This is a genomic window from Streptococcus sp. HMSC068F04, from assembly GCF_001837455.1.
GTDB lineage: Bacteria > Bacillota > Bacilli > Lactobacillales > Streptococcaceae > Streptococcus > Streptococcus salivarius_D.
On record NZ_KV832514.1, the window covers coordinates 70,990 to 87,702 of the forward strand.

Genomic DNA, 16,713 nt, shown 5'->3' on the forward strand with positions numbered 1-16,713 from the left:
TGCGTTGGTTCGAATCCAGCTACCCCAGTTCTACCTGAGGGTAGAGACACAGATTATGGTCCGTTGGTCAAGGGGTTAAGACACCGCCTTTTCACGGCGGTAACACGGGTTCGAATCCCGTACGGACTATAAGTACCAGCTAGAGAAAGCTGGTTTTTTTGTGTCCTTTTTGATAAAATAGAGGGGTTGACTGGCCTAGGTCAGTCATTTTATACCACTTTAAAATCATAAATAACGAGACCTCGACCCGAAGAAAAACCTTTGTTTTGTGATGGCTGTCAGATGATGATAAGCCCTTGGTCGAGTCGTAGTTTTATTTGAAGAAGTAAACAGATAATAAGGAAATGCAATGACATACTATAACGTTGGAAAGATTGTAAATACACAGGGCTTGCAGGGTGAACTTCGTGTTTTATCTGTAACAGATTTTGCGGATGAACGTTTTAAGAAGAAGAGTGTCCTAGCCCTTTTTGATGACAAAGATAATTACATCATGGATGTCGAGATTGCGAGTCACCGTAAACATAAAAACTTTGATATCGTTAAGTTCAAAGGGCTTTACCATATCAATGATGTAGAGAAGTACAAAGGTTGTAGCCTCAAGATTGCTGAGGAAAATCTAACAGACCTTGATGATGGGGAATTTTACTATCATGAAATCATTGGACTTGATGTTTATGAAGGTGATACTTTGATTGGTCAGGTCAAAGAGATTCTCCAACCGGGTGCTAATGATGTTTGGGTAGTAAAACGTAAAGGCAAGAAAGATTTGCTCTTGCCATATATCCCACCTGTAGTTCTTGATGTTGATGTTGCAGCTGGCCGTATTGAGGTTGAGCTCATGGAAGGATTAGACGATGAAGATTGATATCTTGACCCTATTTCCAGATATGTTTGCTCCTTTAGAACATTCCATTGTTGGTAAGGCAAAGGATAAGGGGCTTCTAGAAATCAACTATCACAATTTCCGTGAAAATGCGGAGAAGGCTCGTCATGTAGATGACGAACCTTACGGTGGTGGACAAGGCATGTTGCTTCGTGCCCAGCCAATTTTTGATACCTTTGACAAGCTAAATGTCACTAAGCCTCGCGTTATTCTCCTAGATCCTGCGGGGCGTACCTTTGATCAGGCCTATGCAGAAGAATTGGCGCAAGAAGAGGAACTGGTCTTTATCTGTGGCCATTATGAGGGCTATGATGAGCGCATCAAAACTTTGGTGACAGACGAGATTTCCTTGGGAGACTTTGTCTTGACTGGGGGAGAGCTGGCTGCTATGACTATTGTAGATGCCACTGTCCGTTTGATTCCTGAGGTTTTAGGTAAGGAAGCTAGTCATAAGGATGATAGTTTCTCATCAGGGCTTTTGGAATTTCCACAGTACACTCGCCCAGCTGAGTTTCGTGGCATGAAGGTGCCAGATGTGCTCTTGTCAGGTCACCATGTCAATATTCGACGTTGGCGTATGGAGCAGAGTTTGCGTAAGACCTGGGAGCGTCGACCAGATCTTTTGGAAAACTATGATTTTACGGATGAAGAACGTCAGATTTTAGAAGAGATAAAAGCAGAAGGAAAATAAAATGTCAGAAGAAAAGATTTATGATATTACCATTATCGGTGGTGGACCAGTAGGACTTTGGGCTGCCTTTTATGCTGGACTACGTGGCATGACTGTTAATATTATTGAGAGTCTGTCAGAACTTGGTGGACAGCCTGCCATTCTCTACCCTGAGAAGAAAATCTATGATATTCCTGCCTTTCCTCAAACAACAGGTGCGGAATTGACAGAAAACCTCTTGACTCAGCTTAAGCGTTTTGAAGACCGTGTCAGCATTCATTTGAAAGAGGAAGTTCAAACCTTTGAAAAGACCGATGGTATCTTCACAATTACTACTAGTAAGGGCCAACACTTGTCTAAGGCTATCGTCATTGCCTGTGGAAATGGTGCCTTCGCCCCACGTCCTTTAGGTGTGGATAATGAAGAAGATTATGCGGATAATAACTTGTTCTATAATGTGCATAGCCTGGATCAATTTGCTGGCAAGAAGGTTGTGATTGCTGGTGGTGGGGATTCAGCTGTTGACTGGGCCAATCACCTAGATGGGATTGCTGAGAGCGTGACTTTGATTCACCGACGTGATGCTTTTCGTGCCCATGAGCATAGTGTAGAGCTTCTTCATCAATCATCAGTTAATGTGATGACACCTTATGTACCCCTTGAAATCAAGGGTGAAAGTGGTCTTGCCAAAAGTTTGACTGTTCAAAAAGTGAAGTCAGATGAAGTTGTGGAATTGCCGCTTGATGCCCTTATTGTTAGCTTTGGCTTCTCAACCAACAATAAAAACCTTCGTAACTGGAATGTTGACTTTAAACGCTCTAGCATTACTGTCAATGCCCAGTTTGAAACTTCACAAGAAGGTATTTATGCTATTGGTGATGCAGCAGAATATGAAGGCAAGATTGACTTGATTGCTGTGGGAATGGGTGAAGCCCCTATCGCTATCAACCAAGCCATCCAATATATTGATCCAGATGGTAAGAATCGTCCGGTTCACTCAACATCGTTAATTGAAGAATAATGTCAAAAGAAGGAAAGTCGCAAAAGAAGACTTTGTCTTCAATCTAAGGAGAGACTTGTCTCTCTTTTTTCATGTCTAAAAACGTGGTATAATACACCTATGGCTACAACGAAAAAAACGAAAAAAGGGACGGCTTCTAAGAACGGTAAGAAGCGTCTTACAAAAGCAGAATTAGACAGACAGAAGGCGATTAAGCGAATGCTATGGACCTTCTTTTTTGCCTTTGTCTTAATTTTCCCAGTCTTTCGATTGGGTTTCTTTGGGGTTACCCTCTATAATCTCTTTCGAGTATTTGTGGGGAGTATGGCTTACCCCTTAATTTTTGCTATATATGTTTATCTCTTTGGCTTTAAATTGTTACGTAAACACAGTAACTATGTCACAGGATTTTGGATGGTCTTCGCGGGGCTCTTGTTGGAGTTTCATGCCTATCTCTTTAGTCTAGATCGTATGAACGGTCTGGATATTTTCCCTGGTACCAAGGACTTGCTTTTTGGGGAACTTGTGAGTGTGCAAGTCGCTCGTTTTGCGGGTGGTGGTATGTTGGGGGCTCTTCTGTATCAACCGATTTCCTTCCTCTTTTCAAATATCGGTAGCTTCATGATTGGGGTATTGATTATTCTCTTAGGGGCTTTCATTCTTAGCCCTTGGGATGTCTTGGATATCATGGAGTATGCTAAGGAAGCTTGGCAGAAAGGGGCTGAGAAGCGTTTGGAACGGACGGCTCAACGTCAGGAGAAGAAGGCAGAACGTCAGGCTCAGAAAGAACGTGAAGCAAAAGAACGTGCCGAAGCCGAGCGTCTGGCTGATTTGACTGTCGACGAGGAGACGGGAGAAATCTTGGATGATGCCGCTGAGGCCTTGCCACAAGAAGCTGAGATTTTTGCACCCGAACCTGAAATCAGTGATTATGCCTCTGAGGATTACTATGATAATCTGCCTCCAGAGGATTATGAGGATTTCCAAGAAGATTATGCACCTTATCCAGAGGATGTGCCAAGCGATGAGTTTCCCCCATCTATGGTGGTTGAGGGAGATGACGTACCAGTCGAGGTTGATTTCACGCCTAAGGAACTCCTGCAGTATAAATTACCTCATATAGATCTCTTTGCACCTGATAAGCCTAAGAGTCAATCTAAAGAGAAGAACATCGTTCGTAAGAATATTCGAATCTTAGAAGATACCTTCAAGAGTTTCAATATTGATGTCAAGGTTGAGCGGGCTGAAATTGGACCGTCAGTGACCAAGTATGAGGTCAAGCCTGCTGTTGGGGTCCGTGTCAATCGCATTTCAAATCTAGCAGATGACTTGGCTCTGGCTCTAGCTGCGAAAGATGTTCGTATTGAGGCACCTATTCCTGGAAAATCTTTGGTTGGTATCGAAGTGCCTAATTCAGAGATTGCAACGGTTTCTTTCCGTGAACTTTGGGAACAGTCCAAGACGGATCCTAATAAGCTCTTGGAGGTTCCCCTTGGTAAGGCGGTTGACGGTTCGGCTCGTAGCTTTGATTTGGGTCGGATGCCTCACTTACTAGTCGCTGGATCTACGGGTTCTGGTAAATCGGTTGCGGTTAACGGTATTATCTCTAGTATTCTTATGAAGGCTCGTCCTGATCAGGTGAAGTTCCTCATGGTCGATCCTAAGATGGTTGAACTTTCAGTTTACAATGATATTCCTCATCTCCTTATCCCTGTAGTGACCAACCCACGTAAGGCCGCCAAGGCTCTTCAAAAAGTGGTAGATGAGATGGAGAATCGTTACGAACTCTTTAGTAAGTTTGGCGTGCGTAACATTGCTGGCTACAATGCCAAGGTGGAAGACTGGAACGCTCAGTCGCAAGAAAAACAGATTCCTCTGCCTTTAATTGTGGTTATCGTTGATGAGTTGGCTGACTTGATGATGGTAGCCAGTAAGGAAGTGGAAGATGCCATCATTCGTCTGGGACAAAAAGCACGTGCTGCGGGAATTCACATGATTCTCGCCACTCAACGTCCATCGGTTGATGTTATCTCTGGTTTGATTAAGGCCAATGTGCCATCTCGTGTGGCTTTTGCGGTGTCTTCGGGAACAGATAGTCGTACCATTTTAGATGAAAATGGGGCAGAAAAGCTACTCGGACGTGGGGATATGCTTTTCAAACCGATTGATGAAAACCACCCTGTTCGTCTGCAAGGTTCCTTCATCTCTGACGATGACGTAGAACGTATTGTGACCTTTATCAAGGATCAGGCTTCAGCTGACTATGATGAGAGCTTTGATCCTGGTGAAGTTTCTGAAAATGATTTTGGTGGAGCTTCCTCTGCCAATGGTGGTAGCTCAGAAGGTGACCCACTCTTTGAAGAGGCCAAGGCTTTGGTCCTTGAAACACAAAAAGCAAGTGCTTCCATGATTCAACGTCGTCTGTCGGTTGGTTTCAACCGTGCTACTCGTTTGATGGAAGAGTTGGAAGAAGCAGGTGTTATCGGACCAGCTGAAGGTACCAAACCACGTAAGGTTTTGATGACTCAAGAATAATGAACTGGAAAGAGTATCAAGCCTGGTTTTTAAAGGAATTAAAATAGACAAAAGAAATGAGAAAAATGAGTGTTTTGCCATTTATTTTCTCATTCTTTTTTTATGTTCAAAATAGACCAAAAAATTGCAAAATATTCCATAAGAACGCTTACAAAACGAACATTTTCTGCTATAATAGGAAAAAAAGTGAGTAATAAAAACTAAGGAGTAAAAAATGGACAATTTATTAACCGTTCATTTTCATAGTATGCATGGCGACTATTCCAGATACAGTATGTGGAAGTGGCTAGATGGTTATTGGGGCGAAGAAGCCCATTTTTCACGTGAAGATGATTTTGGCCTTGTTGGTCAGGTTACTTCTCCCTCCAATCGTTTTATTGATTCTGTCAATCTTTTGGTCAAAACGGAAGACTGGTCGAGGCAAACACATGATTACCGTGTCCGACGCTTCCTAGGGGATGCTCCCAATGCTATTTGGATAGTTGAAGGTGATCCAACGGTTTATTATTCTAAACAGGCAGCCTTGACTAGCCATAGTTTCGAAGGTCGTGACCAGCATGCCTTTGATATGGCTCTTCGTAGACAGGAATTTGATCAGAAGTGGGGCTTTCAAGGTTGGTTAGGTCATAAGTATGAAAAAGGGGCTACAGAGTTTCGCCTTTGGTCACCTCTAGCTCGTCGTGTGAAGCTCTTGCTTTTTAAAAAGGGCAGTAAAAACCCTAAGATCATTAAGATGAGCCGAGGAACCAGTATCAATAAGGACCGTCATGAGATGAATACTCACGGTGTTTGGAGTGCCACTGTCAAAAAGGATTTGGATGGGGTAGCCTACCAATTTCGTGTGTATCATGAGGAAAGCTTCTATCAGGATACAAGAGACCCCTACAGTATTGCCCTTAGCTTAGATAATAAAAAAAGTTTGGTGGTCAATCCTAAGAGACTTGTCCCAAGAGGGTATGAAAAGGTTACTAAGCAAAAAGCGAGCTGGCGTAAGGCAAATGCTTGCTCATCCGTAATCTGTGAAATGCACCTCCGTGACTTCTCGATTTCAGAGACGTCTGGGGTTAAGAAGTCCTATAGAGGAACCTATCTAGGTGCTTGTCAGAAAGGGACTAGAAATGCCCATGGAGATGTGACTTGTTTTGATTACCTCAAACGTATGGGCTACAACTATGTCCAACTGCAACCAGTCTTTGATCACCATAAAACCTATGATAAAGATGGTAAGCTTCTCTACAACTGGGGCTATGATCCTGAGAATTACAATGTTCCGGACCGTCAGTTTGCTGCTGATCAGAAGAATCCTGTGGCACCGATTTTAGAGCTTAAGAGAATGATTCAGGCCTACCATGAGGCAGGAATTGGGGTCATCATGGATGTGGTATATAACCATACTTACTCTTCTTATAGCTCTCCGTTCCAACTATCTGTGCCGGCTTATTACTACCGTATGCATGACAATGGGTCTTTCCAAGATGGATCAGGCTGTGGAAATGAAACAGCCAGTGAAAAGGAAATGTACCGTAAGTATATGATTGATTCTTTGACCTATTGGGCAGAAGAATTTGGAGTGGATGGTTTCCGCTTTGACCTCATGGGCTTACATGATGTCGAAACGATGAAAGCCGTTCGTTCGGCTATGGATGATATTGATCCTAGGATTCTTCTTTATGGTGAAGGATGGGATATGGGAATTGGACTTCCTGTAGACCAAAAGGCCAAGAAGGATAATGCAGCCTTGATGCCTAGAATCGGATTTTTCAATGACAATGCGCGTGATGCGGTCAAGGGAGCAGAGGTCTATGGGCACATCAGTAATGGCTATGTGTCTGGAGCTCCATTGGAAGATCAGATTGCCAAGAGTCTGCTTGGTAGCCGTGGTTTTGTAAACTACCTCATGCCTGGTCAGGTCCTCAACTATATCGAAGCGCATGACAACTACAATTTGAATGATTTGATGCACCATTTGCATCCACATGATTCGCCAGAGGATATTGAAAAACGTATCTACTTGGCTAATGCCCTCAATCTGACTATGCAGGGGATGTGTTTCATGCAATTGGGACAAGAATTCCAGCGTAGTAAGATGGTTGCAACAGGTGAAGATGGAAATTACACGGAAGCGGATGTTAAGCGTGCCATGAATAGCTACAATGCCCCTGATGCTGTTAATCAGGTGGATTGGAATCAAGTGACTCTTAAGAAAGACTTGGTTGCTAAAGTTGCCAAATTAATTGAGCGTAAGCAAACCGTACAAGAATTTTCATATCGTTCATATGCAGATATTTACGATAATCTCTATGTCGCAAAAGCTGAGTATGATTCAGGTATTGTTGAATTACATATTTCTGGAAAATTACGTAAGACTTTTGTGTTCGATAATATGAAAAAAGATTTGGAGATTTACTGACAAGAATGTCAAAAAATGTTATAATACAGTAAACGCTTACATAAGTGTTTTTGTTTACTTGTAAGCCCTATCGGTCTGAAGGGTTTTCTAGTGTATTTACATATATTTCAATGTTTTAATTTCTTGATAGTTAGAACTATCAAGGCTAGTTTAAGAAAGGAGTGATGGTATGAATCTCGATGAAGCCATGTACACATTTGGAACAGGTGAGAACTTCCACCTTCAGAATTATTTGGGTGTGCATGAATTAGAGGGAGAAGAAGGTTTTATCTTCCGTGTGTGGGCCCCTCATGCTGAGCAGATTCAGGTAATTGGAGATTTCACAGGTTGGTTTGATGAACCTCTGGATATGACCAAAAACCATATCGGTGTTTGGGAGGCAACTTCAGCTCTCCCAGAGGAAGGACAACTCTATAAGTTCTTGGTGAAACGTAAGGGAGGTCAAGTCGTCGAAAAGATGGATCCTTTTGCGACTTACTTAGAGCCTCGTCCTGGAACAGGAGCTGTGATTCGTAAGAAGAAAACTAAGAAGTGGAAGGATGGCCTTTGGATGGGTCGTCGTAAACGCTTTGGTTTCCAAAAACGTCCGGTTAATATCTATGAAGCTCATGCATCATCTTGGAAACTAAAAGAGGATGGTCAACCTTATACTTTCAAAGAATTGAAAGAAGAGTTGATTCCATATTTGGTTGAGATGAACTATACCCACGTGGAATTCATGCCACTCATGGCTCATCCTCTTGGGATGAGTTGGGGTTACCAGCTTATGGGTTACTTTGCTTTTGAGCATACCTATGGCACACCAGAAGAATTTCAAGATTTCGTAGAAGCATGTCACCAGAATAATATCGGTGTCTTGGTAGACTGGGTCCCAGGTCACTATACACAGAATGACGATGCTTTGGCCTACTTCGATGGTACACCAACTTTCGAATATCAGGATCATGATCGAGCTCATAACTATCGTTGGGGCGCACTTAACTTTGACTTAGGAAAAAATCAAGTTCAGTCTTTCCTTATTTCAAGTGCTCTTTACTGGATTGAAAATTATCATATCGATGGTATCCGAGTGGATGCAGTATCTAACATGCTCTATTTGGACTATGATGAAGGTCCATGGATGCCTAACAAGGACGGTGGAAATCGTAACTTGGAAGGCTACGGCTTCCTTCAAAAACTCAATCGTGAAATTAAAAAACGCTATCCAGATGTTATGATGGTTGCGGAAGAATCAACTGCAGCAACGCCAATCACCCAACCGATTGAAGAAGGTGGTCTAGGTTTCGACTTCAAATGGAATATGGGTTGGATGAACGATATCCTCAAATTCTACGCAGAAGATCCAGTTTACCGTCAGTATGACTTCAATCTGATGACCTTCAGTTTCATGTATTGCTTCAATGAAAACTATGTTCTACCTTTCTCACATGATGAAGTGGTTCATGGTAAGAAGAGCATGATGCATAAGATGTGGGGTGACCGCTATAATCAATTTGCTGGTCTTCGTAACCTCTATGCTTACCAACTCTGTCACCCAGGTAAGAAATTGCTCTTTATGGGTTCTGAGTTTGGTCAATTCTTGGAGTGGAAGTTTGATTATCAACTCGAATGGGGTAATCTTGAAGATGAGATGAACCAGAAGATGCAGGCCTTTACTAGCCATATGAATGCTTTCTACAAGGACCATAAATCTCTCTGGCAGATTGATGATTCTTACGATGGTATTGAGATTATCGATGCGGATAACCGTGCTGAAAGTGTTCTTTCCTTCATTCGTAAAGATGATAAAGGCGATAAGGGTGACTTCCTCGTCTGTGTCTTCAACCTAGCTCCAGTGGAACGTCAAAACTTCACTATTGGATTGCCAGTAGCTGGTATCTACCAAGAAGTGCTTAACACTGAGATGGAAGAATTCGGTGGCGTTTGGAAAGAAGGAAATCCTGAAACCCGTACCCAAAAAGCGAAGTGGAAGGACTATGAAAATACCCTTAGCTTCACCCTACCTGCTCTAGGAGCAAGTATCTGGCGTGTAAAACGTCGTTTGAAATAAAGGGTAGACTTAAACGTGTACACGATTTGTTTTTCGGGGTGATAGATAGAAAATCACAATTCTAAGATGCTTTTGATTTTCGAACTGTTACTATTAGTGAAAAACTTACTTTAATTGTCATAATCAGTTTCGACTGATTATCTCGTCATCCTTTTTGGGATGAAACTAAAAATCATGAGGGGGACTATTCATGAAAAATGAAATGTTGGCTTTGATCCTTGCTGGTGGGCAAGGAACTCGTCTTGGAAAATTGACCCAAAGTATTGCCAAACCAGCTGTTCAGTTTGGTGGACGCTACCGTATCATTGACTTTGGTTTGTCAAACTGTGCCAATTCAGGGATTAACAATGTTGGTGTCATTACACAGTATCAACCACTTGCTTTGAACAACCATATCGGAAATGGTTCAAGTTGGGGCTTGGATGGTGTTAACTCTGGTGTATCAATTCTTCAACCTTACTCAGCTAGTGAAGGTAATCGTTGGTTTGAAGGTACCAGCCACGCTATTTACCAAAACATTGACTATATCGACAGCATCAATCCTGAATACGTTTTAATCTTGTCTGGTGACCATATTTACAAGATGGACTATGATGATATGCTCCAAGCACACAAAGACAACAACGCGAGTCTTACTGTAGCAGTTCTTGATGTACCACTTAAGGAAGCTAGCCGTTTCGGTATCATGAACACTGACGCTAATAACCGTATCGTCGAATTTGAAGAAAAACCTGAAAATCCTAAATCAACTAAGGCATCAATGGGTATTTACATCTTTGACTGGAAACGTCTTCGCAACATGTTGGTTTCAGCTGAAAAGAGTGCCGTTGATATGTCAGACTTTGGTAAGAACGTTATCCCAGCTTATCTTGAAACAGGTGAAAGCGTCTTTGCTTATGAATTTGAAGGCTATTGGAAAGACGTAGGTACCATCGAATCCCTTTGGGAAGCAAACATGGAGTACATTTCTCCTGAAAATGCCTTGGATAGTCGTAACCGTCAATGGAAAATTTACTCACGTAACGTGATTGCTCCACCAAACTTCTTTGGTGAACATGCCCATGTTGAGGATTCCCTTGTAGTCGACGGTTCAATAGTTGATGGAACTGTTAAACATTCTGTGCTTTCAACAAGTGCGCAAATCCGTGAAGGAGCAGTTGTTGAGGATTCAGTAATCATGAGTGGTGCAGTCATTGGTAAAGGTGCAAAAATTAAACGTGCTATTATCGGTGAAGGTGCACACATTTCTGAGGGTGTGGAAATTGACGGTACAGAAGAAGTGCAAGTCGTAGGATACAATGAAGTAGTGGGGGTACCAAAAGATGAAGATTGATAAATATTCTGCAATTCTAGGAAATACCGTAGGATTCCATGACATGGATGGTTTGACTGAGCACCGTCCTATTGCCACCCTACCATTTGGTGGAAAATATCGCCTCATCGACTTCCCATTGTCTAACTTGGCTAACGCTGGTATCCGTAGCGTCTTTGGTATCTTCCAAAACGAAAACATCAGTTCTGTTTTCGACCACATTCGTTCAGGTCGTGAGTGGGGCTTGTCAACACTCCTCAGCCACTACTACCTTGGTATTTATAACACTCCAGTTGAAAGTTCAACTGTTGATGAAGAATACTATCGTCAAATTTTGACTTACCTTAAACGTTCAGGTTCAGACCAAACGGTAGCGCTTAACAGTGATGTTTTGGTCAACATTGATCTTAACCAAGTTTTCCACCTCCACAATACAACAGAACAAAAAGTTACTGTGGTCTACAAAAAACTTCCTAAAGAACTCATTTCAGATGTAAACAGCATTTTGGAAATTGATGAATCTGACAAAGTGCTTAGCCATGAGCTCTTCCAGGGTGGAGATAAAGAAGCTTACAATATGTCTACAGACATCTTTGTTGTGGATACACCATTCTTGATTGCAAAATTGGAAGAAGAAGCAGCTAAAGAAGAACCACGTAAGCTTCGTTATGTACTTCGTGATTTGGCAGTTGCTGAAAATGCTTTTGCTTACGAGTACACTGGTTACCTTTCAAATATCCACTCAGTGAAAGCATACTTTGATGCTAACTTGGATATGTTGGAATCACACAAATTCTATAAACTTTTTGCACCAAACCAAAAAGTTTATACAAAAGTTAAAAATGAAGAGCCAACATACTATTCAGACTCTTCAGAAGTTAAGCTTTCACAATTTGCATCTGGTTCGATTGTACGAGGAAAAGTTGAGAACTCAGTGATTTCACGTAATGTTGATTTGTCTGAAGGTTCTAGTGTGAGCCATTCAATTCTCTTCCCACGTGTTAAAGTTGCCAAGGGCGCGACAGTTGAATACGCTATTGTGGATAAAGGTGTTGAAATTGCTGAAGGTGTTACGATTCGAGGTACAGAAAACAACCCAGTTGTCATCAAAAAAGGTAGCGTTGTAACAGAGGATATTGTACGATGAAAATTTTATTTGTAGCAGCAGAGGGTGCTCCTTTCGCTAAAACTGGCGGTTTGGGTGACGTTATCGGTGCTCTTCCTAAATCTCTAGTCAAAAATGGTCACGAAGTTGCCGTAATTCTCCCATATTATGATGTGGTTTCGGCTAAATTTGGCGATCAGGTTGAAGACCTTGGCTTCTTCTATACAAATGTTGGTTGGCGTCGTCAATATGTCGGCATCAAGAAAATCGTTCGCGATGGTGTGACTTTCTACTTCATTGATAATGAGCAGTATTTCAACCGTGGTACGGTATACGGTGAGTGGGACGATGGTGAGCGTTTCGGCTTCTTCCAAATGGCTGCCCTTGAGTTGATGGAAAAAGTGGACTTTATTCCAGATATTCTCCATGCTCATGACTACCACACAGGCATGATTCCATTCCTTCTTAAGGAAAAATACCATTGGATTCAAGCTTACCAAGGTATTAAGACAGTCTTCACTATCCACAATATTGAGTTCCAAGGTCAATTTGACAGTGGTATGCTTTGGGAAATCTTTGGTGTTGGTTACGAGCGTTATGCTGATGGTACCCTCCGTTGGAATGATTGCCTCAACTGGATGAAAGCAGCTGTTCTTTACGCAGACCGTGTCACAACAGTTTCACCATCATATGCTGGTGAAATCCAAACACCTGAATTTGGTAAAGGCCTTGATCAAATCATGCGCATGGAATCTGGTAAGTTATCTGGTATTGTTAATGGTATCGATACGGACCTCCTTGATCCAGAAACAGATACTCACATTCCTTATCATTTCTCAGTGGATGATTTGTCAGGTAAAGCCAAAGACAAGGCAGCTCTTCAAGATCGTGTTGGACTTCCAGTTCGTGAAGACGTTCCATTGATTGGTATTGTCTCTCGTTTGACTGACCAAAAAGGTTTCGATTTGGTGGTAAATGAACTTCACAACATCTTGCAACATGATGTTCAGATTGTTCTTTTGGGTACTGGTTATAGCGACTATGAGAATTCTTTCTCTTGGTTCGCTCATGCTTACCCAGAAAAAATGTCTGCCAACATTACTTTCAACTTAGAGTTGGCTCAACAAATTTATGCTGGTTGTGACATTTTCCTTATGCCTTCAGCCTTTGAACCATGTGGCCTCTCTCAAATGATGTCTATGCGCTATGGTACCTTGCCAGTGGTTAGTGAGGTTGGTGGTCTTCGTGACACCGTTGAACCTTACAACCCTGTGACAGGCTCAGGTACAGGCTTCTCATTTGGTAACTTCTCAGGTTACTGGATGGTTCAAACCCTTGAAAAAGCTCTCGATGTTTACGAAAACAACGCTGATGCTTGGAAACAACTCCAGCACAATGCGATGACACGTGACTTCTCATGGGATACAGCAAGTTTGGCATATGTTGATTTGTACAAACAATTAGTATAATTCCAAAGATAACTTTTCTCGCAAGGGAAAAGTTATCTTCGTGTAAAGCGTTTGAAAACGCTTCTAAAATTATTTAGCCCCTAAGTTTTGCTTGGCAGAGATTATAGAGAAAGCGTCTAAAAGTCTGAATAGAAGAATAACTCTAATCGTGTTATAATATAATTGACTGTTTTGACAGTTTTGTAAATAAAGATTTTGAAATGTCTGTTTCGAATCTTGTCTGGCAAGGTTTGGAAGTTTGAGTAAAATTTCCAATTCCCTCTTATCTGAATAGATACCTGTAAGAAGTGTATTGAAGATAAGGAAGTAGTAAGAAAGGATTTCTATGCAACTCGAAAATTTAACAAAAGAACAATTCATCCGTGACTTTAAGGATACTCTCCATCAAGAGCAGTTGATTAAAGTTGCTAAGGCCACACCAACGGAGATTTTTACTGCCTTGGCTGGTTTGATCCGTAAATATTACACAAATACATGGATTGAACGTAACCATGCACTTTCAGACAATCAAGAAAAAATTGCTTACTACTTCTCGATTGAATTTCTTCCAGGTCGTATGTTGGAAACTAACCTTCTCAACCTTGGTATTCTTGACCTTGTTAAAGAGGGATTCGCAGAACTTGATATTGACTTCCGTGAAGTTGTAGAAGCTGAGCATGACATGGCACTTGGTAATGGTGGTCTTGGTCGTTTGGCTGCTGCCTTCATGGATTCACTTGCGACTACTGGTTATCCTGGTTTTGGTAACGGTCTTCGTTACCGCTATGGACTATTTAAACAACGTATTGTTGATGGTTACCAGGTGGAATTACCAGATGGTTGGTTTGGTTCTACAGGTAATGTTTGGGAAACACGTAAAGACCACGATATTGTCTATGTGAAACTCTTTGGTGATGTGGTTCTTGAAAGCAATGAAGATGGTCGCTTTGTCCCAACTTATAAGAATGCTCAAGTCCTTCGTGCCGTACCTTATGATGTGCCGCAAATTGGTTATAAAAATGGTGTGATTAACAATCTTCGCCTTTGGGATGTTGAAATTCCTGAAGAATATGAGTTGGATTACCCAACATTGGAAGCACGCCGTCGTGTGAAAGATATTACTGCCATTCTTTATCCAGATGATTCAACAATTGAAGGTAAAAAATTGCGTTTGGTTCAAGAGTACTTCATGACAAGTGCCGGTTTCCAAACAATCATCAAATCTTACCTCAAGATGGGCTTGCCATTGAAAGATATCCACGAAAAAGTATCTGTTCACATCAATGATACCCACCCTGCGGTTGCACCAGCTGAATTTATGCGTCTTCTCCTTGATGAATATGGTCTTTCATGGGAAGATGCTTGGAATGCGACTGTTAAGACTATGAGCTACACTAACCACACTATTCTTCAAGAAGCCCTTGAAAAATGGGATCAACAGCTCTTCAAACGTGTCCTTCCACGTGTTTACCAAATCATCTTGGAAATCGACAACCGTTACATTGCTGAAATGGCTGGACGTGGTATTGCTGCGGATGTTATCGAACGTACTCGTATCGTTAAGGATGGTCAAGTTCATATGGCTAACTTGGCTATCATCGGTGGTCACTCAGTTAACGGGGTTGCCAAACTTCATACCGAACTTCTTAAAGAAGATACACTTCACGATTTCTATACTATTTATCCTGAAAAATTCAATAACAAGACAAATGGTATCGTTCAACGTCGTTGGACACAAATTGCAGCTCCTGAACTTTCAGCAGCCATTGATGACGTGATTGGTGATGGTTGGCGTAACGACATCCATGAGCTTGAAAATCTTACAACTTACTTGGATGACAAGGAAGTCTTGAACCAGTTCTATCAAGTTAAGAAGACTGCTAAACAACGTTTGGCAGACTACATCAAAGAAACAACAGGCGTAGAAGTGTCTACAGATGCTATCTTTGATGTTCAAGTGAAACGTCTTCACGCTTACAAACGTCAATTGCTTAACCTTCTCCACATCATCAAACTTTATTGGGATCTGAAAGATAATCCAGATAAAGACATGGTACCTCGTGTATTCATCTTTGGTGCCAAAGCTGCCCCTGGTTATCACTTCGCTAAATCTGTTATCAAACTTATCAACGAAGTTGCCAATCTTGTTAACAATGATGAAAGCCTCCAAGGAAAACTTAAAGTGGTCTTCCTTGAAAACTACCGTGTCAGCCTTGCGGAACTTATCATTCCAGCAGCAGATGTCTCTGAACAAATCTCATTGGCTTCTAAAGAAGCATCTGGTACCTCAAACATGAAATTCATGATGACTGGTGCTATTACCTTGGCAACACTTGACGGTGCCAACATTGAAATCAAGGACGAAGTAGGCGATGAGAATGTTGTTATCTTCGGTATGGACAAGGACGAAGTTTATGAACACTATGCACGTCACGATTACTACTCTCGTGCAGTTTATGAAAATAACACAGTCATTCGTCGTGTCGTCGATACTTTTGTTAACGGTACGATTCCAAATGCTCAAGCTGAAGGTACTGAAATTTACGAAGCCCTCATCACCCACAACGATGAGTACTTCCTCTTGGAAGACTTCGCTGCTTATGTAGAAGCTCAAGAGAAAATCGATGCACTTTATCGTGATCATGACAAGTGGGCACGTATGAGCTTGGCTAATATTGCTAAATCTCATAAATTCACTTCGGATGATACGATTACAGAGTATGCTAAAGAAATTTGGGAATTGAAAAAATAGGCGATAGCTTATGAATCACAAAAAAGATAGCGACTAGAAATGGTCGTTGTCTTTTATTTTTTTAAGAAGAGAGATGACTGAGACAGATAAGCAGCATTTAGAGTGTCTGTTACAGTAGGAGTTTGTCCCTAGCTTAATCCAAGCCCTTAAAACTTGCACTTACTTATCAAGATGTTATAATGACCTATAGGTATAAGCATCAGAAAAAGGGGGAAAATTTATGGCTTTACGCAGCCAATTAATTACCAAAGAGTTTCCAGAATTAGATAGGGTAGAGCGTTTAAACAACGAGGCCTTTCCAGAAGAAGAACGTATTCCATTAAGTGAGTTTTTACAATTGGATGGTCGTGATGATTATCATTTCTTTGCCTTTTATGACGAGGATGATTTTGTTGGATTTGCCTCAGTTCTCTATAATGCCAAAGTTTTTTATGTGAGTTTCTTTGCCATCGTACCTCAAATGCGGAGTCATGGCTACGGAAGTGAGATTATTGATAAACTGGTGGACTTTTATGGCTTGAATTGTCAAATTAAGTGCATACTTT

At 41.5% G+C, this 16,713-nt stretch carries 11 protein-coding genes and 1 tRNA gene; all 12 read left to right on the forward strand.

Annotation, left to right across the window (positions count from 1 at the left end):
- Positions 1–57 precede the first annotated feature (57 nt).
- A tRNA-Glu gene (locus HMPREF2571_RS07715) sits at positions 58–129 on the forward strand.
- Between the two features lie 220 nt (positions 130–349).
- Positions 350–868 (forward strand): ribosome maturation factor RimM, encoded by a 519-nt coding sequence (rimM, locus tag HMPREF2571_RS07720; protein WP_002884411.1) that lies wholly within the window; start codon positions 350–352, stop codon positions 866–868.
- Positions 858–1,577, forward strand: coding sequence for a tRNA (guanosine(37)-N1)-methyltransferase TrmD (trmD, locus tag HMPREF2571_RS07725; RefSeq protein ID WP_002886864.1), 720 nt, complete (start codon positions 858–860; stop codon positions 1,575–1,577). Before rimM ends, trmD begins: the two co-directional genes overlap by 11 nt.
- A gap of 1 nt (position 1,578) precedes the next feature.
- The gene (locus HMPREF2571_RS07730; protein ID WP_070847633.1) at positions 1,579–2,577 is read left to right on the forward strand and encodes an NAD(P)/FAD-dependent oxidoreductase; all 999 of its coding nucleotides are present in this window, start codon (positions 1,579–1,581) and stop codon (positions 2,575–2,577) included.
- Between the two features lie 99 nt (positions 2,578–2,676).
- The gene (locus HMPREF2571_RS07735) at positions 2,677–5,091 is read left to right on the forward strand and encodes a DNA translocase FtsK (RefSeq protein WP_070847636.1); all 2,415 of its coding nucleotides are present in this window, start codon (positions 2,677–2,679) and stop codon (positions 5,089–5,091) included.
- A gap of 214 nt (positions 5,092–5,305) precedes the next feature.
- Complete coding sequence (gene pulA, locus HMPREF2571_RS07740; RefSeq protein ID WP_070847640.1) at positions 5,306–7,501, forward strand: type I pullulanase; 2,196 nt, start codon at positions 5,306–5,308, stop codon at positions 7,499–7,501.
- Between the two features lie 169 nt (positions 7,502–7,670).
- On the forward strand, positions 7,671–9,551 hold the full coding sequence (gene glgB, locus HMPREF2571_RS07745) for a 1,4-alpha-glucan branching protein GlgB (RefSeq protein ID WP_002886869.1): 1,881 nt from the start codon (positions 7,671–7,673) through the stop codon (positions 9,549–9,551).
- A gap of 190 nt (positions 9,552–9,741) precedes the next feature.
- The gene (locus tag HMPREF2571_RS07750) at positions 9,742–10,884 is read left to right on the forward strand and encodes a glucose-1-phosphate adenylyltransferase (protein WP_002886870.1); all 1,143 of its coding nucleotides are present in this window, start codon (positions 9,742–9,744) and stop codon (positions 10,882–10,884) included.
- On the forward strand, positions 10,874–12,010 hold the full coding sequence (gene glgD, locus HMPREF2571_RS07755) for a glucose-1-phosphate adenylyltransferase subunit GlgD (protein ID WP_002886871.1): 1,137 nt from the start codon (positions 10,874–10,876) through the stop codon (positions 12,008–12,010). The genes HMPREF2571_RS07750 and glgD overlap by 11 nt, the downstream gene beginning before the upstream one ends.
- Complete coding sequence (glgA, locus tag HMPREF2571_RS07760; RefSeq protein WP_002886872.1) at positions 12,007–13,437, forward strand: glycogen synthase GlgA; 1,431 nt, start codon at positions 12,007–12,009, stop codon at positions 13,435–13,437. The genes glgD and glgA overlap by 4 nt, the downstream gene beginning before the upstream one ends.
- A gap of 325 nt (positions 13,438–13,762) precedes the next feature.
- Positions 13,763–16,168: a glycogen/starch/alpha-glucan phosphorylase gene (locus HMPREF2571_RS07770; protein WP_070847643.1), complete on the forward strand. Its 2,406-nt coding sequence runs from the start codon at positions 13,763–13,765 to the stop codon at positions 16,166–16,168.
- Between the two features lie 220 nt (positions 16,169–16,388).
- The coding region (locus tag HMPREF2571_RS07775) for a GNAT family N-acetyltransferase (protein ID WP_141760066.1) at positions 16,389–16,713 on the forward strand (325 nt) is incomplete at its 3' end.